General features: G+C 63.7%; 22 protein-coding genes. 5 read left to right on the plus strand and 17 right to left on the minus strand.

Annotated features, from left to right (window positions below; all coding sequences use genetic code 11):
• Positions 1 to 45 precede the first annotated feature (45 nt).
• The 3 genes from R2N11_RS24240 (at position 46) to R2N11_RS24250 (ending at position 2,868) form a co-directional block, all read left to right on the plus strand.
• The gene (locus R2N11_RS24240; protein ID WP_316682674.1) at positions 46 to 1,176 is read left to right on the plus strand and encodes a cytochrome P450; all 1,131 of its coding nucleotides are present in this window, start codon (positions 46 to 48) and stop codon (positions 1,174 to 1,176) included.
• Positions 1,177 to 1,218: 42 nt separating this feature from the next.
• Entirely contained in the window at positions 1,219 to 1,563 is a 345-nt protein-coding gene (locus R2N11_RS24245; protein ID WP_021192566.1) for an antibiotic biosynthesis monooxygenase family protein, read from the plus strand.
• Positions 1,564 to 1,701: 138 nt separating this feature from the next.
• Positions 1,702 to 2,868 (plus strand): Gfo/Idh/MocA family protein, encoded by a 1,167-nt coding sequence (locus tag R2N11_RS24250; RefSeq protein WP_199030978.1) that lies wholly within the window; start codon positions 1,702 to 1,704, stop codon positions 2,866 to 2,868.
• 43 nt (positions 2,869 to 2,911) lie between these two features.
• Here the strand turns inward: R2N11_RS24250 and R2N11_RS24255 are convergent, their stop codons facing one another.
• The 17 genes from R2N11_RS24255 to R2N11_RS24335 form a co-directional block, all read right to left on the minus strand.
• The gene (locus tag R2N11_RS24255; RefSeq protein WP_316682675.1) at positions 2,912 to 3,202 is read right to left on the minus strand and encodes a hypothetical protein; all 291 of its coding nucleotides are present in this window, start codon (positions 3,200 to 3,202) and stop codon (positions 2,912 to 2,914) included.
• Between the two features lie 168 nt (positions 3,203 to 3,370).
• Positions 3,371 to 6,610, minus strand: coding sequence for a bifunctional cytochrome P450/NADPH--P450 reductase (locus R2N11_RS24260; protein ID WP_316682676.1), 3,240 nt, complete (start codon positions 6,608 to 6,610; stop codon positions 3,371 to 3,373).
• Positions 6,611 to 6,758: 148 nt separating this feature from the next.
• On the minus strand, positions 6,759 to 7,559 hold the full coding sequence (locus R2N11_RS24265; RefSeq protein ID WP_316682677.1) for a DUF2968 domain-containing protein: 801 nt from the start codon (positions 7,557 to 7,559) through the stop codon (positions 6,759 to 6,761).
• 287 nt (positions 7,560 to 7,846) lie between these two features.
• Complete coding sequence (locus R2N11_RS24270) at positions 7,847 to 9,244, minus strand: sigma-54-dependent transcriptional regulator (RefSeq protein WP_316682678.1); 1,398 nt, start codon at positions 9,242 to 9,244, stop codon at positions 7,847 to 7,849.
• 15 nt (positions 9,245 to 9,259) lie between these two features.
• Positions 9,260 to 10,987: a TadG family pilus assembly protein gene (locus R2N11_RS24275; RefSeq protein WP_316682679.1), complete on the minus strand. Its 1,728-nt coding sequence runs from the start codon at positions 10,985 to 10,987 to the stop codon at positions 9,260 to 9,262.
• A 22-nt stretch (positions 10,988 to 11,009) separates the two neighbouring features.
• A complete protein-coding gene (locus tag R2N11_RS24280) occupies positions 11,010 to 11,342 on the minus strand; it encodes a DUF3613 domain-containing protein (protein WP_316682680.1) in 333 nt (110 codons plus the stop codon).
• On the minus strand, positions 11,339 to 12,259 hold the full coding sequence (locus R2N11_RS24285) for a tetratricopeptide repeat protein (RefSeq protein WP_199030972.1): 921 nt from the start codon (positions 12,257 to 12,259) through the stop codon (positions 11,339 to 11,341). The genes R2N11_RS24280 and R2N11_RS24285 overlap by 4 nt, the downstream gene beginning before the upstream one ends.
• A 1-nt stretch (position 12,260) precedes the next feature.
• Entirely contained in the window at positions 12,261 to 13,250 is a 990-nt protein-coding gene (locus tag R2N11_RS24290; RefSeq protein ID WP_199030971.1) for a type II secretion system F family protein, read from the minus strand.
• Positions 13,251 to 13,263: 13 nt separating this feature from the next.
• Positions 13,264 to 14,190 carry a type II secretion system F family protein gene (locus R2N11_RS24295; RefSeq protein WP_316682681.1) on the minus strand — a complete coding sequence of 309 codons (927 nt, stop codon included), beginning with the start codon at positions 14,188 to 14,190 and terminating at the stop codon, positions 13,264 to 13,266.
• The gene (locus tag R2N11_RS24300) at positions 14,183 to 15,532 is read right to left on the minus strand and encodes a TadA family conjugal transfer-associated ATPase (protein WP_199030969.1); all 1,350 of its coding nucleotides are present in this window, start codon (positions 15,530 to 15,532) and stop codon (positions 14,183 to 14,185) included. The genes R2N11_RS24295 and R2N11_RS24300 overlap by 8 nt, the downstream gene beginning before the upstream one ends.
• Positions 15,529 to 16,884, minus strand: a complete 1,356-nt coding sequence (locus R2N11_RS24305; RefSeq protein WP_316682682.1) for a CpaE/TadZ family protein — start codon at positions 16,882 to 16,884, stop codon at positions 15,529 to 15,531. Before R2N11_RS24305 ends, R2N11_RS24300 begins: the two co-directional genes overlap by 4 nt.
• A 9-nt stretch (positions 16,885 to 16,893) precedes the next feature.
• Complete coding sequence (locus tag R2N11_RS24310; protein ID WP_316682683.1) at positions 16,894 to 18,261, minus strand: type II and III secretion system protein family protein; 1,368 nt, start codon at positions 18,259 to 18,261, stop codon at positions 16,894 to 16,896.
• Entirely contained in the window at positions 18,254 to 19,180 is a 927-nt protein-coding gene (gene cpaB / locus R2N11_RS24315) for a Flp pilus assembly protein CpaB (protein ID WP_199032731.1), read from the minus strand. The genes R2N11_RS24310 and cpaB overlap by 8 nt, the downstream gene beginning before the upstream one ends.
• 52 nt (positions 19,181 to 19,232) lie before the next feature.
• Complete coding sequence (locus tag R2N11_RS24320) at positions 19,233 to 19,736, minus strand: TadE/TadG family type IV pilus assembly protein (protein ID WP_199032732.1); 504 nt, start codon at positions 19,734 to 19,736, stop codon at positions 19,233 to 19,235.
• Positions 19,737 to 19,799: 63 nt separating this feature from the next.
• Positions 19,800 to 20,351, minus strand: coding sequence for an A24 family peptidase (locus R2N11_RS24325; protein ID WP_316682684.1), 552 nt, complete (start codon positions 20,349 to 20,351; stop codon positions 19,800 to 19,802).
• A 9-nt stretch (positions 20,352 to 20,360) separates the two neighbouring features.
• Entirely contained in the window at positions 20,361 to 20,540 is a 180-nt protein-coding gene (locus R2N11_RS24330) for a Flp family type IVb pilin (protein ID WP_199032734.1), read from the minus strand.
• Positions 20,541 to 21,113: 573 nt separating this feature from the next.
• A complete protein-coding gene (locus tag R2N11_RS24335; RefSeq protein ID WP_199032735.1) occupies positions 21,114 to 22,298 on the minus strand; it encodes a collagen-like triple helix repeat-containing protein in 1,185 nt (394 codons plus the stop codon).
• Between the two features lie 497 nt (positions 22,299 to 22,795).
• Here R2N11_RS24335 and R2N11_RS24340 point away from each other — a divergent pair, with 497 nt between their 5' ends.
• Positions 22,796 to 24,400 carry a collagen-like triple helix repeat-containing protein gene (locus tag R2N11_RS24340; RefSeq protein ID WP_316682685.1) on the plus strand — a complete coding sequence of 535 codons (1,605 nt, stop codon included), beginning with the start codon at positions 22,796 to 22,798 and terminating at the stop codon, positions 24,398 to 24,400.
• A gap of 296 nt (positions 24,401 to 24,696) precedes the next feature.
• Positions 24,697 to 26,370, plus strand: a complete 1,674-nt coding sequence (locus R2N11_RS24345; RefSeq protein ID WP_316682686.1) for a ShlB/FhaC/HecB family hemolysin secretion/activation protein — start codon at positions 24,697 to 24,699, stop codon at positions 26,368 to 26,370.
• Positions 26,371 to 26,372 lie beyond the last annotated feature (2 nt).

Here is a 26,372-nt window from a genome sequence, read left to right on the forward strand (position 1 = left end):
CATCTTACTCCTGCACCTCGCGCCCCGATCGCGTTGATTGCCGCCATGGACATCACCCTCGCCCCACCCGCTGATCCGCTGCAAGCCATTGTGCACGCCGACCCTGTGCCGTACTACGCCACGCTTGCTGCCACGCGGCCGTTCTTCTTCGATGCCGCGCTCGGCTGGTGGGTAGCCGCCAGCGCCGATGCAGTAGACGCCGTGCTCAACAGTGCTGCCTGCCGCGTCCGCCCTGCGGAAGAACCGGTACCCAAAGTGGTGGCCGCCTCGCCAACAGGTGCGTTCTTTGGCCGCCTCGTCCGGCAAATCGACGGGCCGGATCACGACGCACGCAAAGCCACGGTGATGGCTGCCCTGGGCCGGTTGGATGTGGCCGCGCTGGCCAACCGCGCGCATCAACAAGCGCAAGCCACCCTGCCCGACGCAACCGCCCTCGACGCCGCGCTGCGCACGGACGCCCATTTCCGCGTGCCGCTGGCCACCATCGCGCAAACGCTGCTGGCCGATCAAGCAGACACACACGCCTGCCAGAGCGACATCACCGCCTACCTGGCAGCGCTCGGCCCCGGCGCCAACGCCTCGACCGTCGAACGCGCGGATGCCGCCGTCGGCCGCCTGCAGCAGCGCTTTGCCGACTCGCCGTTCGCTGCCAGCGACGACGATGCCGACATCAGCAACCTCGCCGCCCTGCTCGCGCAAACCTATGACGCATGCGCCGGGCTGCTCGGCAACAGCATCGTCACGCTGGCGCGGCATCCAGAGTTGGTCGAGCGCCTGCATGCTGCACCGGAGTCAATCGAACCCTTCGTGCGAGAAGTCCTTCGCCTGGACGCACCGGTACAGAACACGCGCCGCTTTGTCGCCCACGACACCGATCTGCTTGGACAGCCGTTGCGCGCGGGTGATCGCATCCTCGTGCTGCTGGCCGCCGCCAACGTGGATGCCGCAGTCACGCCCAATCCACTGCGTTTTGACATCGATCGCACCCAACCGCGCCTCTGGACCTTCGGTGGCGGCGCACACCGTTGCCCAGCCGAGACCCTGGCAGTGGTGATTGCGCGCGAAACCGTACAACATCTATTGCGTCTGCCCGGCATTGCGCGATGGCTCGCCAACCTGGGCGAGATCGCGTACCGGCCATCGCCCAACGCACGTATCCCCGTCTTCCAGGCCTGATCTGACACCTCGACGTTTCGACTCTCTGCAGGAGCTTCCACCATGATTGCCGTCATCTTTGAAGTCGTGCCCGCCCCGGGCCAGCGCGATACCTACCTCAACATCGCCGCGCGCCTGAAGCCGCTGCTTGAGCAGATCGACGGCTTTATCTCCGTCGAACGCTTTCAGAGCCTCACCAACCCTGACAAGCTGCTCTCGCTGTCGTTTTTTCGCGATGAAGAGGCCATCAAGGCCTGGCGCAACCTGGAGCAGCATCGCAGCGCACAGCACGTCGGCCGCGAGAGCGCGTTTGCCGACTACCGCCTGCGCATTGCACACGTCGTGCGTGACTACGGTCTGAACGAGCGCGAACAGGCCCCCGCTGACAGCCGTACCGAGCACGCCTGACCTGCCGCCGAGCCCCCGTTTGGCGCCCACTGGCGCCCTCGGGCATCCCCTTTGCTAGTTGGTTGCGGAGCCGGCACGGAATGACGCATCGCACCATCCCGCGTCACTTCCGCGCGCAACGATTGCAAAGGAGTTGTCATGTCTACCGCTTTTCACGAGGCCGAACCTGCTCTGCAGGCCACACCCGCCCCGATCGCACACAAGCCAACGCACCACCCAGTGCGCTACGCGGTGGTGGGGGCCGGGTGGATTTCCCAGGCCACCTTCCTGCCCGGCGTGACGCATAGCGGCAACTTCGTTGTCACCGCGCTGGTGACGGGCGACGCCACCAAGGCCAACGCATTGGCCAGGCGCTATGGCATTAAGCACGTCTGTGGCTATGCCGACTACGAACACTTGCTGACCAGTGGAGAGATCGACGCCATCTACCTCGCGCTGCCCAACGACATGCACCGGCAGTACGCGCTGCCCGCACTGCAACGCGGCATCCATGTCCTGCTGGAAAAACCCATGGCCACCAGCGAAGCCGACTGCGAAGCCATGATCGAAGCGGCCCGCCAAGGCAACGCCAAGCTGATGATCGCGTACCGGCTCCATTTCGAGCCGGCCACGATGGCCGCCATTGAGCTGGTGCGTGCAGGTAAGCTGGGCCGCATCCGCGCGTTCTCGGCCGTATTCAGCCAGTCGATCGCGCCGTCCAACCACCGCGCCAGCCATGGCTATTGGGCGGGGCCGGTATCCGACATGGGCGTGTACCCGATCAACGCTGTGCGCAATCTGTTTGGCGAGGAACCCGTGGAAGTGGCGGCCGTCGGCGTGCGCGCCCCGGATCTGCCCTTTAACTTTGACGACACGGTGGCCGTGACGCTGCGCTTTGCCGACCACCGCGTCGCGCAGTTCACCGTCAGCTACAGCGCAACATGGGTCGACCAATACCGCATTCTCGGCACCAAGGGCGATCTGGAGGTCTCACCGGGTTTTACGTTTGGCTCGGGCCTGCGGCACCGCCTCACGCTGAACGGCCACACGCAGGAACACGCGTTCGATGCCACCAACCAGTTTGGCGGCGAGTTGCAGTACTTCTCTGACTGCATCCTGAACGACCTGGAGCCGGAACCGAACGGCGAGGAAGGCTTGGCCGACGTGCGCATCCTGGCCGCCATCGAGCGGGCGCTGGAGTCGGGGCAACCGCAAAGCCTGGGGCAGTTTCATCGCCACGGCCGCATGGAGGCTGGGCAGGTGCGCAAGCTGCCGGCCGTGTCGGCACCAGAACTGGTGGACGCGGCGGAGCCAAACGTGGGTTGAAGCGGAAGGAACAGCACCCGCAGCGAACGGCGGGCGCAGGGGACTACAGCTTGATGCGCTGCACAGCGTCGCGCATGCGCAGGCGGGTGGACACGTCGGAGTTGTTGGTGTTACCGCTGCCGTCGGTTTCCATGGCGTTGTCGCAGCGCCATTCTGTGGCGGCGCCGCTGTCGGTCAGCGCGCAGACGCGGTGGGTCCAGCGGTCCCACACGAACACATCGCTGCCCGCCTCGCCGGAGAGCAGCGGCTCGAACCGGTACATCCACAAGTACCCGACACCCAGCAGGGTAAAGACCAGAATCGCCACCCAGGACGCTTTGATTCGGCGTCGCATTGTCATTTCTCCTCGCAGAAGCACCGCGCCGGACGCGTCAGACAGTGCGTCGCCAAGCTCAAAAAACACGGTGCTTCAAACGCAAATCGTAACATGCGGCGTGCCCGCCTCCGCCCGGCGGGCAGGACGGCGCGGCGGCACAACGATCCGGGAGCCGTCTCAGCAACCTCAGTTGAAGACGTCCTGCCGGTAGCGTCCGGATTGCATCTGCTCGGTCAGCCAGTCTGATGCGGTGGCCAGATCACTGCCGTAGCGCGCCTGGTGCATGCGGATGAGCGTGTCGCGCACGGCCGGTGCCATGGCGCGGCCGTCACCGCAAACGTACAGCGTGGCGCCTGCGTCGAATGCCGCCCAGACGGCCTCGCGCGCATCCCACAGTGCGTGCTGCACGAAGCGATGCGGGTGGTCATCCACGCATGAGTACGCCTGGAAGACACGCACCACGCCAGCGTCTTCCCAACCGCGCAGGGCATCGCGGTACAGGAAATCGTGCTCAGGGTGCCGACAGCCGAAGCACAGCAGCGATGTCGCGACGGCCTCTCCCGTCGCGTGCTGCGCAGCACGCTCCTCCAGGAAACCTCGGAACGGTGCAATGCCTGTGCCGGCGCAGATCAGTACCATCGGCTTGCTGGTATCCATCTCGGGCGCGAATGGTGGGTTGGGCGTACGCACCGTGGCGGCGATCTCCGCACCAGCCTGCAGTTGCATCAGGTAGTTCGACGCCGTACCACGATACGTGCCGACACCCGACCATGCCGGCCCCGACACCGTGCCCACCGTCAGCGCCGCAACATCCGGCGAGACGCGCGCCGATGAGGCAATCGAATAGAAGCGCGGCCGCATCGCCCCAAGGCGGGCGAGAAAGCCCTCCAGCGTCAGTTCGATGGCGGGAAAGCGGATCAGCAGATCGAGCACGCTTACGTGTGCGGCCTGGATGTCCTGGTCGAAACGCTGCGCCGCAGCCTCCCCGTCGATCCACACGGCAAGCTGGCTGCGTGTGAACGGGCAGCGCGTGATCGCGTGCAACGCAGTGATGTCACGCGCCGTGGCGGTGTCCTGCAACTCGACAAAATCGCGCAGCAATTGGCGCACAGTCACTGGCTGATTGAGCGGCAAGTGCCGCACATGGGCATGCTGCGCCGTCAGCGTGACAAGCGCCTCGCCTTCCAGGCCGAGCCGGGCAATGGCCGCCTCAACACGATCATCGGCATTGCGCGGATAGACGGCGAGGTGATCACCCGTGGCGTAGGTCACGCCTTGGGGCAGCCGTACTGTCAGATGACGCGTCGGGCCACGCGGAGCCTCGCGGATGAAGTCCCACAGTCCGGTGGGATCCCTGACGAGCTCCTCATTGGCGAGCACTGTCATGCTGCGTGCGGCGGCAGGCAATACGGCGGCACGCACGGCATCCGTTGCCAGGTATTGCACACTGACAGCGACAGCGTCGGCCTGCACCTGCCGCGCGCCGAGGGCAGCCCACAGGCCGCGCGTCCAGGCATCGACAGCCGCATCAAACCCGCCATTGCCGTCGGCCTCACCGCGCGGCACGATGGCCTGCGCACCGGCGGCGGCCAGCATGGCGTCCACCCGCGTGGGAAACGCCTGGAACGCCGGCCACTGCGAGTTGCCGCAACCCAGCACGGCATAGCGCAAGCCGGACGCCTGCCGGACCAGCTCACCATCCGAATCGAGCCGCGCCTCCAGCATGCGAGCGCTGTCCGGCGCACGGCCGTTATAAGTGGCCGCCACAACAACGAGCGTGCCCTGCTGCGGCAACGCATCGGCAACGGCATCCAGCGGCGCCACCTTGGCATCAAAGCCTGCGCGCGACGCCGTGGCCGCAATCTGTTCGGCAATGTCCTGGCAGGTGCCGAGGCTGCCGCCATACAGCACGTGCATCGGCTCCCCGCCGCCGGCCAGCGTGGCTTGTGCATCGGCGTCCGACGCCGAACTGGCCTGCGACGGCATGGAAACCAGCAACCGCTCGCGCGCATTGCGCAACCGCGCACGCAGGCGGAAGCCGTCCGGCTTGAGCGTCAGCGTCTCCTTGATGTGGAACGCGTAGTCGTGCGGATCGGACAGCGCAAAACGCTGCAGAATCACGGCCAGCGCCAGCTTGGCCTCGGTCAGGGCGAACTGGCGGCCGATGCAGGCACGCTCGCCGTTGCCGAAGGGCTTGTAGGCATGCGGGTGGATGCGGGCTTCGTTCTCGGGCAGGAAGCGATCGATGTCGAACACCTCGGGCCGATCCCACACGGCGGGGTCGCGGTGCAAGGCCATCAGTAGCGTCACCACGCGCTGATCCTTGCGGATGGCGTAGCGGCCACCAATGCGCGTGTCTTCGTACGGCGCCACACCAAAGCTGGGAGCCGTGGGCCACAGGCGCAGCGTTTCTTTCAACACGCGCTCGATCACATCGAGCTGCGCCAGGTGCGCGTACTGTGGCACGGTGTCGCCCCGAAGTACGCGATCGACCTCGGCATACGCCTGCGCCAGCACGGCCGGGTGGCGCAGCAGCATGTACAGCGCGAACGTCAACAGTCCGCTGGTGGTCTCGTGCCCGGCAATCAGGAAGGTGATGACCTGGAAGCGGATGTTGGTGTCGTCCAGCGGCAGATCCGTTACCGGATCGCGCGCGTTGAGCATCAACCCCAGCAGGTCGCTCGCCCCCTTGCCGCCATCCTGCGCCTGGCGGCGCTTGCGGATCACCTCGTCCACCAGTTGGTGCATGGCGGCCACATCCTGCTCGAAGCGGCGATGGTGCTCATGCATGAACCGGTCTTTGAACGGCAGGCGCGTGAGCTTGCCCATCGCCTCGGACAGCACGCCCGCCATGGCTTCCAGGAATGGATGCAGCGCGGGCGTCTTGAACGAATCAAAGCGGTATCCGAAGCCCGCCAGCGAGATAGTGTCGAGCGTGAGCCGCGTCATGTCGTCGGCGACGGAGATGTCGGCGTCGGGGCCTTGGCGCGTCCATTTGTCGGCCAGCGCGTTGGCCACTTCGAGCATCACGTCGAAGTAGCCCTTCATGGCGCGCTGGCTGAAGGCCGGCAGCAGGATGCGGTGGGCCTTGCCCCAGTTGGGCTCGTCCTGGTGTGCGGTGAACAGGCCATCGCCTGCCCCGGCACGCAGGAAGGACAGCGGCGGGCCGATCAGCTTGCGAAAGCGCGTTTCATCGCACAGCTCAGCCACCAAGTCGGCGGAATAGACGAACGGGACGCAGCGGCCGACGAAGTTGAGCTGGTACAGGCCTTGGGGAAACTGCCTGCTGATCTCCAGAAACGTCTGGGCGACGCGGTCTTTAGGCAATTGAAGCAGGTTGCCCAGCCACGGCAGGCCTTTGGGCTGCGGGATGGGCTCCGCCGCTGCGGGGGAGGCGTTGGCGGGCAACTCGGAGGCAGAACGCATGCGCGGTCGACTACAAAAATGGGGTGTCCGCCAATGTACGCGCCACTCGGTGCAGTATCAAACGCCATCGCCGTGTTTGAATGCCGCCCCCTAAAAGTGTATCGGGCGACCCGTGGGCCGCCCGATCTGGTGGACTGCGATGTGCTGATCAGCGATTGCGCTGCGACGGATTGAACGGCGCGTTGACCTGGGCTTCCAGCGCGCGGATCTGGCGCTGCAGTTCGTCCACGCGGGCGCGGGCGGCGCGGCGCTCCACATCCAGCGTATCGGCTTCGGAGCGGGCAACCTTCTGGCGCTCCTGCGCCTGGGCCTGCTGCTGGCGTTGGATTTCCAGGTCAGTCTTCAGACCGCGCAGCGTTTCTTCCTGCACCGCAATCTGACGCTCGGAGCGCTCCTTCTGGGCTTCCAGGCGGATGCGCTGCAACTCCAGGTCGGCCATCGTGCGCGTCTGCTTGGCGAAGTCGCTGTACAGGCGCTCGGCAGAGGCTTCATTGGTGGTCTTGATGACGCGCCAGAGGTCTTTCTGCTGGAACAACGTCACGTAGTAGGTCAGATCGCTCTGGGCAAACAGCAGGCTGGCGCCGTAGGCCCCGTTGTAGGTGGTGCGCAGCTCGGACAATTCATGGGCCTGCATGCGACGCTGCAAATCCAGTACGGCGCTGTTGCCGGCACCGTTGCCGACCGGGCTCTCGGCACGGGCGGTACTGTTGCTGGCCGCGGGCGTGCTGGTGGCAGCCGTTGCGGTGGTCTGACCAACGGTGGCGGTCAGTGCCGGCACCGGCGCGGCCGCGGCAATCGGTGCGATGGCGGTGGGTGGTGCAGCCGGGCTCTGCGCCACGGCAGATGTGCAGGCGGTGCCGCCCGCCATGGCTGCCAACGCGGCCACAACGGCCAATCCCCTCTGAAACGCCTGTTGCGACGCTTTCCCTGACTGTTTTGTTGTTGTCATCTCGACCCTGTGGATTCTGCGCAGGTGTTGCAGCCGAAAACTATACGCGATCCGCCGCCCGAGTGGCATGCCGGGGGTCCCGCCGGGCGGGAGGGTGTTGTTTAGAACCCATTTCCCCAATAGGAAGGGGCGCGAAGGCTGTCGCCTTCCCTACGGGTTCAAGTCAGGAGAGGCGCATGCGTCGTTACCGGCCTTGACCTTGGAATGGCCAAGGCCTGCGGCCCGTGCCTAGCCTGCGCCTCTCCTGGCTTGAACGCGTCCCCATCCTATTGGGGAAATGGGTTCTATCACTCCATCTCACGCAACTCGGTTTCGCCGTCGGCAATCTGGTATTTGCGCATCTTTTCCCACAACACCTTGCGGCTGATGCCCAGGGTGGCGGCGGTGTCCTGGCGGCGCCAGTTGTTGGCGTCCAGCGCGGCCAGGATGCGGCGGCGCTCCTCATCGCTACCACTGCCGCGGTCATGGCCGTTGCCGCCATTGCCGTTGTTGGCCTCGCGCTCGAAGGCGTCGCGCTGGAGGCCGGCAAACAGGGGCAGGATGCGGGCCTCGTCCCAGCGGCCGAACTGGCGCAGGGTGATGCCGATGCGCTCGGCCAGGTTGCGCAGTTCGCGCACATTGCCGGCAAAGTAGGCACGGCCCACCGACGCCCTCACCCACTCCGGCACCGGCGGCATGCTCTCGTAGGTCTTGTCGCCCAGCAAATGCCGCAGGAAAGACAGCAGCAGCGCCACCTTGTCGTCGGCGCCGCGCTGCTCCAGGCTGGGAATACGCAGCTCGATCACGGCCAGGCGGAAGTACAGGTCTGCACGAAACTTGCCGGTGGCAACCATCTCGCGCAGGTTCTTGTTGGTCGCCGCCACCAGACGGAAATCCAGCTTCACGGGCACGGTCGAGCCCAGCCGCGTGCATTCGCTGTCTTCCAGCACGCGCAGCAGCTTCACCTGCTGATACAGCGGCAGGTCACCCAGTTCATCAAGGAACAGCGTGCCGCCGTTGGCTTGCTCGAAGTAGCCACGGTGCGCATACATGGCCCCCGTGAATGCGCCCTTGGCGTGGCCAAAGAACTGCGATTCGAACAGCCCATCAGGAATGGCGCCGCAGTTGACCGCCACGAACGGGCCTTTACCGTACATACGGTTCTTGTCGTGCAGCAGGCGGGCGATGCGCTCCTTGCCGGCGCCAGTCTCGCCGTAGAGCATGACGTTGCTGTCGCAGTCGGCAAAGGTGTCGACCTGTTCCAGCAGCCCATGCATGGCCGGCGATGCCGCGACGAGATCGCTCTGGTCGGGCGCCTGATCCCGCGCCGACGACATCGACGGCAAGACCTTGCTGATCTGCGCGCGCAGTTCCGTGGCGCCAAAGTCCGGCCCAAGCACGTAGGTGTATTCGGGCGGGAAACGACTCGAGTCGTGCTGCGTGTCCGCTGCCACCCAGATGACAGGCATGCCCTGCGCGGCTTGCCAGTCCAGCACGGTAAAGCCGCCGCTTTCCACTACAGACGCGCTGATGATGGCCACGCTAGGCTTGGCACGCGGCTCGGCCGGCTGGAAGTCGATACCGCCGGCGCGAATCACCTCCGCACCAAACGGCGCCATGAACCGCGCCACACGATCGGCAATGTCGTAGCGCCCTTCCCAGACAAAGATATCAAGCGTTTCGTACGCCCAGCGATCGGTTTTCATGTCGTCGCTTCCATGTCAGAAAACCAGCTCGACGGAATCGCAGTCGAGCGAGAGGAGTTTGATGTCGGCATAGCCGAGCTGGATGCCAAGCAGCCCCAACAAGGGACTGAGAACGCCATCTAGAGTCGTCCCGACCAGCGCCAACACCGGCGCAATGACGGGCGCCAGATCAGAGCCCAGCGGAATGGTTCCCACGAGCGGGAGGGTCACGGATAGTTGAAGCTGATTCAGATTGCTGTTCAAGATGGAACTGAAGACACCTGCCGTTGCGACACGTGGCGGCGAGTTACCACTCGTATCCGTTTGGGGGTTCAGGCCGATCTGCGTTGCGGCAATGGTTTCATCGCCCCAACCGGAATTGGCAGTTGGCGACACATTGGCTTTGATGCTCACAGCCCCTAGAGGACCCAGATCCACCAAGGAGGCCGGAGATGCTGACGCACAATTCATTGCACCGTTGACCGCCTTATCTGCGCCGGTAGCAATACATATCGATACAGGCTGGGGTTGCGCGGAAATCGTGGCCGTGGAGTTAGTACGCGGGATCGTGCAACTGGTCGACTTCGCGTGTGCTTGTGCCCCCGCCACTTGCAGACCAATCGGTACGCTCACTGCAAGCACCCCCGGGGCACCAACCACGACCCCCACCCCCAAGCGCACCTGCGCCGTGCGCGCTTGCGTTTTCCACTGTCCAGCATTCGGCCCTGAAAGAAACTGGCCAGGTGGCCCGATAGCGATGGCAGGCGGCTCAATGATCTTCAGCGACAACGTGACGGCACCCAGCCCGACGAGATTCAACGTAAGCGGTGCCACGTTCACCGCTGATTGACTGTTGGCAATTTGAGCGGCGGTCGTCAGCAAGTCCAACACATTGACTGTGGCATTGAGCGCGGCCTGCTCATTGCCGGCGAGCGCAAGCACCGAAAGCAGCCCCGGAGAAGCAGCTCCGCCATCACCAATGTTGATGGGCAAATTCAAGTCGTTACCAAACGACAGCGCATTGCTGGCCCCTGCTGCGCCCACGGATATGCCCGCCAGCCCGGATTGCGAGGCAACCGAAATCACCGCATTGAAGAACGTCCCCAGATTGGGCGACAACGCCAGCAACTGCTGCATGGAGCCAGCGCCAAGCGCGACGGCAAGATCAGCCAGCCGGATGTTGGTCGTGGCCAGCCCCTGGTATGAAGCGGCATCGAGGTTAAGGTTGGTGTGCAGCAAATACCCGAGCACCTGGTTCAGCAATCCGTTGTTGACGGACGCCAGCCCAGAGCCGAGTGAGAACGACACGATGGACGTGTTCTTTGCGATGGCTGTCGCTTGTAACTGCCGCTTCCCGACCATGAAGAAATACGGCACGTTCTGCGTGATCGTTACCTGCGCGGCATTGGTGTTGCCGTCTACTGCCGCCTGGGCCGTGAAATAGGTCGGCGCGGTGCCAGCGCTGGCATCCCACACCCCGGGCACCACGGCCAGCGTAACGTTGGTGCCGTCAACCGTCAGCCCGTTCTGTGCCACCGATTGCTGCGCCGCGTTAGGCAAATCCAGTCGCTGCACAGCGGCCATTGCTGCCAGATCAGCGGAGCGCTGCAGCGTACGTTGCGTGTAGAAGAGATTGCCGATGTCGATGGATACCAGCACCGCCAAGCCAACGGTGGCAACAAAGACGGCCGTCATCACGCTCACTGCACCGCGCATGCGGCGCAGTGAGGTGGCGGTTCGGAGAGGGCGGGTAGCGGATTGCATCACGACGGGGAGAAACTGCGGCTCAACGCCCGGACGACTGCGCCGTGTTCTGCGTGGATGTGCGCGTACCGGTGTTCTGCGCTGCCACGCTTGGCATCGGCTGGTTGAATGAATTGAGGTAGCGTTGGTACGCCAACGCGGCCTGTTCTCCACGCAACGGCACGAATTCGCCTGCGTATGTCCCGTCACGTTGAGCCCTGAGCAACGCGCGCGTGGCGTCGTTGACGTTGGTTCCCACCTTGGGAGCCGCCAACGCGGCACTCTGTGCGTCTGCCCCGGAAAAACCCTGGGCAGCAGCGATACCACACGCCAACCATGTCGCCATGCCGGCAACCATCAGAATGCGATTGATCATTGTGCAGCCTCCAAGGTATCCAGTAGGCGGCCGCGCTGTAACGCCAGCGGGCCAACCGAGGTACGAACAGTATTGACGGCTGCGGTAGGCGCCACGGTGAACGGAGCCGCCGCCACGGCACGCGGGGCCACCGGTGAGGTTTCACGCGCGATACGGCGATCACGCCAAGCGCTACGTACACGCGCCACGTCGTCGTCAATGGCTTTGCGAGCCGAAGGCGTCAACTGCGCATGCGAAGCCAGCGATGCGGCATCGTCCCTGCGGTCATTCACGGTCAACCAGATCACCAGATTGCCGGAGATCTTCGGGCTACCAGCAGCCATCTGCTGCGCCTGCATCAAAGGCACACGGGCCTGTTCGACCTCGCCGGCACGCATCAGGGCGTAGCCGTAGTCGCTGGCGGTGGCCGGGTCAGTCGGGTTGGCTTGCGCTGCCACCTGCAGGCGACGCGCGGCCTCAACAAAGTTGCCCTGGCGGCCGGCGGTGATACCCAGTCCACGCCAAGCGGCCGCGTTGAGCAACGCGCCTTGCGTACCCGCCCCCATGGCGGCGGTGGCGCCCACCACCGCACGGTATTCGGCATCAGCCGCTGCAAGTTGATCGGTCTCGCGCAGTGCATCAGCGTGCAACAACATCACGTCCGGCGTGCGGCCATAGCGCTGCTGGTAGGCATCGATATGCGCCAGCGATGCGTAATACAGCCCCTGCTCCTGCATCCTGCGGATCAGCGACAGATACGTCGCTGGGTTCGTGATCTCGGCTTTCTCCTGGCTTTGACGCTGACGCGCCATCTCGATATCGGCATCTGCACGCAGGCCCATGTCAGAGGCGGCCATCGAGCCGCAGCCGGCCATCAGCGCGGTCAGAATCGATAGGCTGGCCAACCGTATGCAGGCTGCCCTCGGGATTCGTGTCATCTCAATGTCCCCCGGTATGTTGCAGGCTGCGCATCACGCTCATAAAGCCAGGCCCTGCAGTAATGATCAGCAACGCAGGCAGCAGCGTTATCACCATGATCATGGTCATCTTGACGGTCAGCTTGCCCACCTGCTCTTTCAAGCGGGCGCGACGGTTTTCTTGCAAGCGCCCGCCAAACTGCCGCAGCGGCTCCTGCACAGCGCCGCCAAAGCGGTCAACCTGGGTGAGCAGCGTGATCAGGCCCTTCAGATCTTCGTTGTCGAACAGCCTGGCAATGCGCAGCAGTGTCTGCTCACGCGGGCGGCCCGATGCAAACTGCTGGTTGGCTCGGCCGAACTCACCAGCCAGCACCGGCAGCATGCTGTGGAACTCGTTGGCAATCACCTGCAGGCTTTGGTCAATCGATAAACCCACCCCTTGCAACAGGCGCAGCATGTCGACCATCACAGGCAGTTCGTCATCCACACGGCGGCGGCGGCCTTCCTTGCGGCGCCCTAGCAGCCACTTCGGGCCCAGATAGCCCAAAGCAAAACCCACAAAACCCCACACAAACACAAACAGGAACGACGAAGCATTCAGTGCACCGACAACCGCCAGCAACGGCGGCAACACGATGCGTGTACCGCCGAACACCGTGCGCGCGTGCTCGCCGTAGTAGCCGCACTCTTCCAGCAGCTTGCGGTCTTCATCGGTGACGATCCGTCGCCCCAGGCCAGTGTCAATCCAGCGCTGCCCCACCTTGGCAATCTGCTGCTGAATCTGCTGCGCCTCGCGCGTGCCGTGAGGGCTCGTCTTGGCCACCGGAGGCACAGTAGGTGCCGCCGCGGTTGGGGCTGCGTTGACCCCGCTCGTTCGCATGTTGGACAGCGCTGTATCCAGCTTGCGTGCGCTTCGATAGCGGGTGAGCGTCGCCCGCAATGCCAGTCCACCGAATACCAGCACGCCCGCTGCGGCTGCAGTGAGACTGAGTGTGATGAGCGCATCGTCCATGTCAATCCCGTCCCTAGACTGATTTCGCCAGCCTGGCCAGCATGACCGCGCCGATCACTTCCATGGCGAATGCCGTCAGGATTAGCGACTTACCAAACGGGTCGCGCCACATCGACATGATGTAAGCCGCGTTAGACATGACGATCACCCCCCCAACAACCACCGGCAGCAGGCCGATGATCCACGCAGACATGCGTGTCTCGGCAGAGAGCGCAATCAACTCTTGCTGCGCCTGCTGACGGTCTCGCATGAACGCCGCGGTACGCTCCATCACGATATCTGCCCGCCCGCCGTAGCGCAGTGACAGACGCAGCACGGACGACAGCAGAATCAGCTCATTGACGCGGTACTGCTGACCTACTGCCAGTACAGCGGCATCAAGATCCTTGCCTGCACGCTGCATTTGCGTAATCGCAATCAGGCACGAGCGCAGCGGTTGCTCGGTATTGGCACTGGCGGCCTGAAAGGCGGCTGGCACTGCACTGCCAATGCTCATCAGGCGTACCACGCCATCCAGGAACCCGGGCAACTGCTGCAGCAGTCGTTCATTCATTTTCCGCGAGCGGTTCCAGAACAGAAAAGCCACGATGAGCGCGTACAACCCAAGCGCCATCACCGCAGACAGCAAGCTCGACACGGCCCATGCAATCAGTGCGATCGTCAGCGCCGGCACAATCAACAGCATGTAGAAACGCCGGCTTGGCTGGATGTCGGCCCGGCGCAGCGCATCGTTCCAGGCCCGGGTAAAAGAGTCCGGCACGCTGACGGGTGCCGCCTCCACATTGGGCTGGTAGCGCGCATTGATCTGCTCGGTCTGCGTGCGCACAAAGCTGCGCGAGGCCTCGCGCTCACGCCGGCGCACGGACTCCGCCCACAGCATGAGCGATGCGCCCATCAGCAGGAGTGCCAGGCAACCGAACCAGAGCGTCATGCTAGACATGGAAGCGGCCTCCATTGCCGAATCCGCTCATCCCGCCGTCCTCCAACCCACTGTTGCGCATGCGTGCCAGCTTGGGTGAATGCGGTTGCAGGCCGAGTGCCGTCCAGCGGTCGACCTCTTCGCCATCGGGGCCGGTGTAGGGCTCGTAGCGATACAGCTCCTGTGTGGAGATGATGTTGTCGCCCAGCCCCGTGACTTCCGTAATCGACAGGATGCGCCGCTTGCCGCTGGACAAGCGCCCGATCTGCACGATGAAATCGATGGCATTGGTGATCTGGCGGCGCAGGCTCACCTCACTGCCCTGGAACCCAGCAAAGCCGGCCAGCATTTCCAACCGGTACAGACATTCGCGTGGGCTGCTGGCGTGGATGGTGCCCATCGAGCCATCGTGGCCGGTACTCATGGCCTGCAGCATTTCCAGCACTTCGCCACCACGCACTTCGCCCACGATGATGCGGTCCGGACGCATGCGCAGGCTGTTACGCAGCAGTTCGCGAATCGTCACCACGCCGGTGCCTTCAAAACCACCGGGCCGGCTTTCCAGCCGCACCACGTGCGGGTGGTTGAGCGACAGCTCCGCCGTATCCTCAATGGTGATCACACGTTCTGTGGTCGGAATGTGGTACGCCATCGCATTGAGCAGCGAAGTCTTGCCCGAGCTCGTACCGCCGCTCACCAGGATGTTGCAGCGTGCCCGCACGGCAGCTTCGATCAGCACACCGATCTCTTCGCTCATCGTGCCCAAGCCCAGCAGATCCTCCGGCTTGAGCGGGTCTTTGCGGAACTTGCGGATCGACACCACCGGGCCTTCCAGCGCCAGCGGCGGAATAACCACGTTGATGCGCCCCCCATCGGGCAGGCGCGCGTCCACCATCGGATTGGATTCATCCAATCGCCGGCCAATCGGCGCGAGGATGCGGCGCACGATACGCAGCAGATGGTTGTTGTCGGCAAAGCGCACCGGAATGCGCTCCAGCACGCCATGGCGGGACACATACACATCCAGATGGCCGTTGACGAGAATGTCTTCCACCGCAGGGTCGGCCAGCAGATCTTCGATCGGGCCGAAGCCCGCCAACTCCTTGGTTAGCGCCTCGGCAATCTGACGCACTTCCGTCTCGTTGACGGGAATCCGGCGCATGCGTGTAAAACCTTCGACTTCCAGATCAACAAAGCGTTGGATGGCCGTGCGCGACCAACGCCCGAACTCGGCGCCCAGTTCTTCAATACGGGTAAGCAGATGTTCGTGCGCCGCTTCCTTGATGTCCTGGAAGGCCTGCGTGACAGCAAACGCGCCGGTACCCGCGTCCGCCTGGTTGGAAAACTCGATGGGTTGTGTCATGTCGCGTTCCGTCCAGTGGTGCCCAGATCCAGTTCGTCCTGGTCTGTCGATTTACGTTTGAGGCGCCCGTCCTGCCCTTTACCGAACCGCCCACCCAGGCGCGCCCGTGCACCCGCCACCCAACCCGACATGCCCGATGTTCGCTCGCTGTGCTGGGCATAGCCCAGCGTCTGCGCGATGTGGGCCAGTGCCTTCACGTAAACGTCGGTCGGGTGGGTTTCCGCCAGCATGGCGCCCTGGTTAGAGGCAATCACCAGCGCCTCACGGCGGCTCGGCACAGTCAGCACCGAGGGAATCTCCAATCGCTCAGCAATCTGCGCGGCGTCCAATGACAGACGCGTGTCGAACTTCGAGATGGTCAGATGCAGGTGATCGCGATCGATCTCGCGCTTCTTAAGCTCCTGCATCAACTCTGCGGCCGAAACAATCGCGCCCACGCTCTGCTCGGTCACCAGCATCACGTCGTCGGCGGCTTTGACCAGTTGGGCGATGAAGTCGATGTTGCCGAAACCGCCCAGGTCGACCACCTGCAGGTCGAAGAACGTACGCAGGCGGTTCAGCAGTCCGAGTGCCTCGGAGAATGAGATGTCGCGCATCTCTGCCAGCGAGATCGGCAGCGGCAGTACCGCCAGCCCATTCGGATGGCGCGACAGGGCCGTCTGCACAAACACCTGGTCAAAACGGCGCAAGTTGCGCACGGCTTCCACAAAATGGAAGTTCGCCTGCACGTTCAGATACAGCGCACCGTCACGCAGCGGCTGGCCGAGGTCCAGCAGCATCACGTCGCTGGCCGACGTGCGACGCACCAGCGTGGCCAGATTGGTGGCAAGCGTTGTAGCACCCACGCCGGGGCGCGCACCGAGCACCGCAAGCACACGGCCACGACGTGTCGGCTCAGTGGAGGCGCGCTCGGCCAGCAGGCGGCGCACCACGCGCACGGCCTCGGCAGGAGCCCCTTCCACGTCAACGAAATCCTTTACGCCAGCGCGCAATGCGGCCAGCATGGCGCGGCCGTCGGTTGCCGAGCCGACAGCCACCAGCGGCAGCCCCGGGAACAAGCGCGTGAGCTGACCGACCAGTTGCGTTGCCTCGCCAATGTCGTCGGCGCCCTCGCCCAGCTTCTGATCCTGGTCTGGCACGTCGATCAGCGTGGGAGACGACGCAAAGCGCACAAACACCACTTCGGGATTCACCGAGCCAATCTGCTCGAGAAACGCGTCGTGACCGGTGGTCTCTGCCACCAGCACGCCCAGTTCGCGAATCGCTGCGGCCAGCCAGCGGTGCACGCCGGCCGCCTGCGCGTCGCCCTGCACGCCACCACGTGCGCCACCGTGCAGAAGGAAGTAGTCCATGCCTGCCCCTTACTGCGAGAAGCCGGGCATGGTGGCCGGATCTGCCACCCCCAGTGCAAACGGGCGCCAGACTGCCTCGCCCGCGGTGTCACGATCCTGCCCGCCGCTTTGGCCCGGAAGCATCTTCTCGATGGGCGCGTTGCGTGCCATCGGCTTGACCAGGTGCGGCGTCACGATAATCACCAACTCACGCTCTTCCTGGTTGTAGTTCAGGCGCTTGAAGAACGTCCCGATGATCGGCACATCGCCCAGGAATGGCACCTTGTCGACATTGGAAAGCGTGGAGCGGCTGACCAGCCCGCCGATGACAAAGCTCTCGCCATCGCCCAATTCCACCGTTGTATCAGCACGCCGAGTGACGATGGCCGGGACGGTCGCGCCATTGAGCGTGATGCCGCGGCTAAAATCGAGGTCGCTCGCTTCGGGCGCCACCTTCAGGGCGATGCGGTTTTCCGACAGGATGGTGGGCGACACCGTCAGTCCGATACCGAATGGCTTGTACTCAATGGTCGTCGTACCCAGCGCCTGCGGCACAGGAATCGGAATCTCGCCGCCAGCCAGGAAGTTGGCACTCTGGCCCGAGAGCGCCACCAGGCTAGGCTCAGCCAGCACGCGTGCCATGCCGTTCGATTCGATCAGGCTCAGATTGGCGAAGAGGCCCTTGCTGACCGACCCAACCAGCAGGTTGAATGCGGAACTCAACGGCATGGTCGATTGCGCGCTCAGCCCCGTCGACGGGCTAAACGTGGCCTGCGTAAGCGAAGACGGCGAGAACGCCCCAAAGGAGAATCCACCCCTTGTGCGTGTGAAGTTCAGGCCCGACTCCTTCAGCACTGTCTTGCTGAACTCCACCACACGCACGTCGACCTGCACGGTACCCGGCACGTTCAATGAGGTGTTGTCGATCACGTTGCCGTTCTTTGGCTTCTCACCTCCACCAGCCGCAGTAGCCGAGCGGCGAGCGCGCGCCAAGGCATACACATCCTTGGCCTGACCAGACACCACGGCTGAATCGCCCTGCACGGTCACATTGGGGTCACCCGGCTCAGACTCGGCAGCATCAACCTGCACGTTGTAGGTCGTAGCAGCACCACCTTGCGTCCAGACCATGACGCTGGCCGCACCCGGCTTCTTGGCGATGATCAGCAGGCTGTTGGCCGCGCCACGCCCCTTGAGCAGCAGTGCGTCGGCAATCTCCGGGTTGCCGATCGCAATGCGCTCGAGCGGCTTGCCCAGGCGAATCTCACGTTGGCTTCCGGTCAGCAGATGCAGCGTCTGCCCAGCCGGCGCCGTTTCGGCAAATGCCGTCGATACAAAGGCAGCACACCCCCACGCGAGTGCGCCCATCCAACCGCGAACCACGGCGGCATCAATCATGTTGCTCCTCACGTTTACCTGCGCGGATGATCTCGACGCCAGTGCTGGCGGTGCTGCTGCGCACCGTCGTGCGCGCCGCTGCAATCGCAGGCAACGGCGTTGGCTGCATCAGGACAGGGCGGCGTGATGAACCGGTCAGGCTGGACATCGAGACACCTGCCTGCGCCACGTCCATCGGGTTGCGGTTGGCGGCGGCCAGCAATGCGGCGTCCTGTGGTTTCACTGTGGGTTCGGCGTCGTCCCCTGGATTGCGCAAGGCAAGCAGCAAGCGGCCGCTCTGATGGGCCATCGCAAGTTGACTGACGGCTTCCACCGGCACCGCCAGCACGGCTGTCCTAGCCAGGTCGACCTTTCGCGTGACCGCGTTGCCGTCCGGCTGCTTCTGCGGCCCCTCATTGACCGCCAGGGGGCCGAATGCCAGCACACGTAGATGCGGCAACAGCAAACGCGCTTGGCTGTCTTCGATTTCCTGACCATCCTTTCGCACGACAAGAAACACGTCCACGTAGTCACCCGGCATCACGCGGTTGCCGACGCCAATCACCTCATCAACGGTGATGGCGACCGCGCGTTGCCCAGCCTCTACCTGCTGCGCCAATCCGGAAGCAAGCTGGGAGGCAATCAGCGGCACACCCACACCCACAGGAAGAATGGGCTCGCGCCCCACCACTTTGGACACATCGGAGAACGCCTCCGCCGGATTGATCGGCAATTGTTCGATGCCCAGTTGATCGGCCGTAATGGGCTTACCGGCCTCCAATGGTTTGACAGTGACGACAACCGGGTAGACCGTTTTGCCGTCTTTCTGCGCAACCACAGGCGCTGGCGGGCGATGCGCGCTCTTCCACGCCACGGCACCAAGAATGGCGGCAAGCAGCAGCAGCGCGGCGGCGAAGATCTGGAGGTGTTTGCTGGTCATCTAGGCAGTCTGTCGGGGCGGTCGATCAAGAACGTCGGCGAACAACAACGGGTTAAGAGCCGGGAACCAGTTGCACAACAGCCGAGCCCGTCAGTGTCGCGGGTGCAGGCAGCAGCGGTATCGAAGGCAACAGCGGGTTGTTGCCGGAAGTCACCGGCAAGGTCAGCACCACGCTCAGGCATTGCATGCCGGCAACGTTCTGGCAGTTCACCAATGGTGTACTGCTCTGGTTGGTCTGAACCCGATTGCTGAAAGAGGTGGGAAGAACCGATGCAACCGCGGCATAAGCAGCCGCGACGCGTTGAGTATTGGAGGGCTGATAGCGCAGCGCAGCGCGCGCGCCCTCTTCGGCTGCCAAGGTCAGCATCTGCTGCATAGCGAGGATGACACCGTAGTACACGATGCTGAGCATCAGTACCAGCAGCACCGGTACGACTACGGCGAATTCGAGGGCCGCCACACCGCCGCTGCCACGTCGGCCAAACCGAAGCGCTGCAAACCTACGCGTACCTGGGTGCATGCGTGCACCCTCCCGTTCCCGTCGCAATGTCGGCATGGCCGACTCCTTTTTATATGCTGGCCGCTTCGCGGCTCTTCTTCAACGCTTCAACAGTTCTGACTACATGCCCGGCAGCCATGACACCCGCATCACTGTGGGCACCCAAGGCAAGCTCAACAAGCCAATGGCCATATAGGCCGCATATGGAATGCCTCTGCTTCCAGCCTCTGTGGTATCCATGCGGGCCAGCGCGGGCCACATGCGCATCACCGCCCAGGCAGAAGGTGACGACGCATCAAGTTGGCGTAGCGCCATGATCGCCAGCCCGTGCAGCCCGGCGATCAGGCTCGAAACCAGCCACACCGCAATCAAACCATGCCAGCCAGCCAGCATGCCGGTCACTGTGAAGAACTTGACGTCACCCGCCCCCATCCATCCCAGCACGTAAAGCGGTAAAAAGCAGGAAAATGCGATGGCGCCACCAAGCCAGAAGTCCTGCCAGTCATAGGCAAGCGCCTGTACCCCACCAAGCTTGATGAGCACGATGGACAGCACCACACCTGCAGCGACGAGCCAGTTCGGCACGCGCCGCGAGCGGAAATCCAACGTGATTGCAAGAACAGCGAGAACTACGACACTTGCCCAGCCAGCAACATCAATACGGCTATACAAGGCGAAGCTCTAGCACGCGGTTCCGTTATTGACGGCCTTGCAGATGCTGGTGAAGACCGTGTTGAGTTGGGAACCCAACTTGCCGACGATAACCGTGATCGCTGCAGCGATCAGGCCCGCGATCATGCCGTACTCGACGGCCGTGGCACCTTGTTCGTCGCGAAGGAACTTCAGAACGGCGTTTTTCATGATTGCTCTCCTGTTTGCACTCGCCCACGGATGCTGTTGATCTTGACCAGCCTGCGGTGCTCCGGCCGCGACCAGTTCATATTGGGTAATAACGGATAAAACGCTTTGGGATTTATAGCGATGACACATTCGAAACAAAATATTCTCACCGCTCAGATTTCGTTTTACCAATAAAACAAAGATGAAACGTCATCAGATGATCTTGGTCCCGAAAAAGCATCCAATGACCACCGCGCGCCCAAAACCCGTTACCCCACTTCCAGAATGTCACGTATGTCACGTAACGCTCCGTAACGGTTTTATAGGCGTGCGGCGCCGCAAACAAAATAACTCAACTTAGGTACTTACCAGCAATTAGAGTAAGGACTCTATTAAATTCTATTAAAGACGCCGCAACCCCCTGAAAACTAATGGAAATCCCTTAATGACCGGCAGACTAGACCCATTATTTAAGCAGGTTCTCCATTAACCCGGGGCGACATGAACGCTCCCCATTCTCTGTCAAGGCAAAAAAAGGATGCGCGAGCGACGGGAACACGCCCGCGCACCTTCAAGAGCACAGACAGGTACTGCTCAGTGCGCCAGGCTGCTTACGCCGCCCAGCAAGTTCGTAACAGGCGCCAGTGGATTGCTGCCCGAGGCGCCGCCGGCTGCGCTGGTCACGCCGCCCAGCAAGCCCGTGACAGGCGCCAGCGGGTTGGAGCCTCCTGCGGCACCGCCCAGCAAGCCGGTGACGGGTGCCAGCGGATTGCTACCACCAGCAGCGCCGCTCAACAGGCCAGTAACGGGGGCCAAGGGGTTTGAGCCGCCCGCCGCGCCGCCCAACAGACCAGTGATCGGTGCCAGCGGATTGCTACCGCCCGAGGCGCCTCCCAACCCGCCCAGCAAACCGCCCAGCGGATTGCTGCCAGACGAGCCGCCGGCAGTGCCTACACCACCCAAGGCCGCCACCGTAGTCCCAACGGAGGAGACCACCGGGCCCAAGGTTGAAACCACAGGCACGCCAGTCCCTGTGATGGTGTTGCCTGCACCGGCCACACCACCGCCAACCGCACCCAGCACGGTATTCAGACCGCCGCCCAGGCCAGTCGCATCACCCAGCATTTGCGTCGCATTGGTCACCTGCGTGGTGACCGGCACAATGGCCGAGCTGGCCTGCTGTGTGATCTGCTGCACCGCGCCGGAAGACAGCGCGCTACCCAGCAGCGTGCCGCCGCCAATCAGCGCCTGACCAACCTGTTGCACGCCGCCGCCGACCGGCTGCGTAATCGGCGCGAGCGGTGCGCCAGCGCCTTGACCCAGACCCTGCACGAGCGTACCGGCGCTGACCGTGGTTTGGCCGAGGTCCGTCACGACGTTGCCAGTGCTGGCCACCGTCGTGCCGATCGGATTCGGGTTCTGGCCCATCTTGCCCAGACCGGTTTGTACGCCCAGACCCAGGTCGCTGACGGCCTTGCCGGCATTGCTGACCGTACCGCCCAGGCCAGCCTTGGCTTGGTCGGAAAGGCCCGGAATATTGGCGTTCTGCAGGGTCGTGCCCAGGCTGCTGACGGCCTGGCCCGTCGCCACAACTGTGTTACCGGTGCCGTTAGCGACCTTGCCGACCGGCGTCACACCCGTCAGATCGTTCGGGCTGGGGTTGGGCGAGCTGCCGGAACCGCCACCGCCTGAAGAGCAGGCTGCCAGCGTAAGCGCAGCAACAGCGCACGCCAGCGGCATGACGTGGATGGTGCGAATGGTTTTTTGGATCTGTTTCATGTCCCGTCCCCTTCTCAAGAATTTGTCTTACCTGTTGTGTCTGAGCTCGGTACTGCGCACTGCGGGCCAGATTCTGCAATTGCCATGCCAGCCACATTAGAGAAAAGCCTCGATTTCAAGAAAGTGGCGTCACAACACGCTTTGCAGGCAACGCACCCGGTATTACCCGAATGTGGTGAAGAGGCGTTACGGTGAGAAAGTCCGTGTTCCCAGCGTTACGTTGTAACGTGACACGGAACATATTCACCCTGAACATAACCCCCACGGCAAACGTTTCCGCCCCTCACTCGCGGGGCAGGGTAAATCCCATATTTCAGTTAATTTTCGCAATTCCTCCATTTATCAGAGGCAAATCACATCAGATTTCGATAATCAGTTGCGCATAGCGTAATAATCAAGACATGGCACACCGTTTGCAGAGTTGCGCTACCCAAATCGACATTGGGACTCTTTTCCAGCTGACACAAAGCGGACTTTTCTAAAACGGGAGAACGATCATGAATAAGAACATCAAGTGCCTGGCTGCCACGATGGCAAGCCTGTTGGTCTTGGGCGGTTGCGCAAGCTCCGGTTCAGGCGATATGGGCGGTGCGTTGGGCGGCTCGAACGGAAGCGGCGGGTCCAACAACAACTCGGGCGGCTCGACACCGACGCCGTCCCCAGCACCTTCGCCCTCGCCGTCCCCTTCGCCGTCTCCCTCTCCTTCGCCGTCTCCTTCACCGTCCCCGACGCCTGCACCCGCCCCCCTGACGCCGACCGGCGCGATCCTCAACAACACGGGCAATGTTGTGTCGGCCACCGGCTCGGCGGTCACGGGCATCGGCTCGGATATCAAGAACGCCCCGCTGCCCGCGCAACTCAGTGGCGTGCAGAGCGGCCTGGGTGGCGTGGTGCAAAACCTCGGCACAACGGTTTCGACATTGGGCGCCGGTGTTCAGAATGGCCTCGGTAGCATTGGCCGCAATCCGGATCCGGTTGGCACCACGGTGTCGAGCCTCGGTAACGTAGTCACTGGCGCGGGCAACACAGTCACCAGCGCCGGTACGCTGGTGAACAATCTGGGTACTGGCCCGCTGGCGCCGCTGGCCCCTGTCACGACGCCGCTGGCCGGCGTGGTCACACAAGTCGGCCAAGCCGTTGCCAACGGTGGCAGCACGCTTGGCGCGGCGCTGTCGACAGGCCCGGTGCAGCAGCTCACGCAGCAACTCAGCACGGCCATCGTGCCGATCACCTCGCAGCTCACCAGCGCAACGCAGACGCTGGGGGCAACCACCGGTCTGGGTTCGCCGGTCAACACGCTCCTGGGCCAGTTGGGCGGTGCGGTCGCCAACGGCGGTAGCGCCATCACTGCAACCCATGCACCGGTCGTCGGCAACCTGGGCGGTGTGGTGACGGCGGTCGGCAATACGGTCGGCGCACTGGGCGGCGCGGTGTATTCGCCGACGACGTCATCGGGCGGCAACCCGCTGGCTCCGATTACCGGCCTGCTCGGCGGCCTGGGCGGTGCTACGGGCGGCTCCAACCCGCTTGCCCCGATTACCGGCGCACTCGGCGGCTTGGGCGGTGCTGGTGGCAGCAATCCGCTGGCCCCCATCACCGGTGTGTTGGGTGGCCTGACAGGCGGCGCAACCGGTGGTTCCAACCCGCTCGCCCCGATTACCGGTGCGCTCGGCGGCTTGGGCGGCGCTGGTGGCAGCAATCCGCTGGCGCCCATCACCGGTGCGCTGGGGGGCCTGACGGGCGGCGCAACCGGTGGTTCCAACCCGCTCGCCCCGATTACCGGTGCGCTCGGCGGCCTGGGCGGCGCTGGTGGCAGCAATCCGCTGGCGCCCATCACCGGTGCGCTGGGTGGCCTGACGGGTGGAGCAACCGGCGGCTCCAACCCGCTCGCCCCGATTACCGGTATGCTCGGCGGCCTGGGCGGTGCTGCAGGCGGCAGCAACCCGGTCAGCTCGATTACAGCGCCGGTGGGCACGGTTGTCAGCACGGTGGGCAGCGGCCTGACTTCGGCCGGCGCTGCAACGCCACTGGCACCGGTAACCGGTGCAGTGGGCGGCCTGCTGGGCACGGTGGGCGGCGTACTGGGTGGCACGCGTCACTGATCAACGTGCTGTACAACGCGCGGCGGATCGGCCTGACCAGCCGGTCTGCTGTTGCGTTTCAAACGCGATGATGCTGCGCCAAGCGGCATGATTGCAGGGCCAACGGCCACGGGGTAACACACCATTGGTATCAACCATGGGCGTTGCGTCGCGTGAACGTTGCTTCTATGTGTTTTGTTGTAAAGCACCATGTCTCGCGGTTATCGTTCCATGCAGTGCGCAACCATGCGCGGCGTCGACCGGCCCGGACCGGCAGATCGCTTCACTGCAGAACAAACACCACGGAGGAGACAGGCGTGCGGAGCACCACGATGCGGTTAGCGCTGGCCACAGGCGTTGCATTGACCAGCCCGGCACTGAGCTGGGCACAGAGCAGCCCCACGCAAGGCAACCCGATCGACACGCTGCCCAAGGTCGATACCTCCCGTCCGCCCGAGCAGAAGATCCAGGTGCAAGTCCAGCGGCCGAACCCCGCGCTGGAAAACCTGCTTGCCACGCATCTCACGCCCACCAAGTTCCAGATCGAAGGCGTCAAGACGCTGCCGTTTCCCGAGATTGCAGCACACTTCGCGCCGCTGGCCGGGCACGACGTCACCGTCGCGCAGCTGCTGCAGGCCGCCAACGATGTCACCAAGCTGTATGCGGATCGCGGCTATCCGCTCTCCTTCGCATTCGTGCCCGCACAAACGTTTGAAGGCGGCGTGGTCCGCATCACCGTGGTGGAGGGCTACGTCGCACGCATGCGCATTGAAGGTACGCCCGGGCCGCTGGAAGGTCGGTTGCGCGAGATTTCGCAACGCATGATGGATGAGAAGCCGCTGCGTCGCGAAACCTTCGAGCGCGTGACCGGCGTGCTGGCTTTGCAGCCCGGCGTGCAAATCACCGCGACCGTGCAACCGCCCACCACCACCGATGGTGCGAGCGAGCTGGTGCTCAACGTCAAGCGCCAGCCATACACCATCGGCACCGGCGTTGAATACCGCTCACCCGGTGTGCGCGCCGTCATCACGGGCACGCTCAACAGCGTGACACCGCTGGGCGAACAGATCACGGTGTCGACGCTGCAACCGCGCGGACCGGATCACGAAACGTTCTACTCCGCCACCTGGGCGCAGCCGATCGGCACCGACGGGTTGCTGGCCAAGCTCACGTGGTCGCACTATCGCGGCATGCCCGAGAACCTGCCGCTTGAGCAGCTCGGCTATCAGTCGCGCTATCTGACCGACACGCAGCGACTGGGCCTGTCGCTGAGCTATCCGGTGCTGCTGTCGAACACGCGCAGCCTTACGCTCACGGGCACGTTCTACGGCAACGACGACAAGCAGCAGTACTCGCCGCAGAACATCGCCATTCCGCAAACCGAGTTGAGCGCCAAGGCGCGTGTGGCCGGCGCCGAAGCGCTGTACACCGAGGTCAACCCGGGTGAGACGCGTCGCGCGTCGTTCGGCCTGTATCAGGGCATCAACAGCCTCGGGGCCGGGAAGTCGGCCAACAACAATGTCGACCTGAGCTTCCTGCGCACGCGCATCACCGCAAGCGAGGCACACGACTTGCCGCTGGGCTTCGGCATCGTGGTCTCGGGCGCGGCGCAATACAGCGGCGCGGTACTACCGTCGTCGGAGCAGATCAGCTTTGGCGGGCGTTTCTTTGGGCTGGCCTATCCGGCTGGTGAAGTGGCGGGCGACCGCGGCTGGGGCGCATCGGTGGAACTGAACCGGGTCTTCACGGTGTCGATGGAATATCTGAAGACCGTGCAGCCGTACGTGCTGTACGACACGGCCAAGGTGTATTCAAACGCCGGCACGCTGGTGCACGACCAACTCGGCTCCATTGCCTTGGGGGTGCGCTTCTCTGATCGCAAGTACTACACGCTGGACCTGGCCATTGCACGCCCGGTGGGCGACAAGCCGATCAACACGAACTCTCGGAGCCTGCGCTTCACCGCCGCCTATACGTACCAGTTCAACTAGTC

Origin of the sequence: Ralstonia flaminis (assembly GCF_958415495.1) — a bacterium.
Lineage (GTDB): Bacteria > Pseudomonadota > Gammaproteobacteria > Burkholderiales > Burkholderiaceae > Ralstonia > Ralstonia flaminis.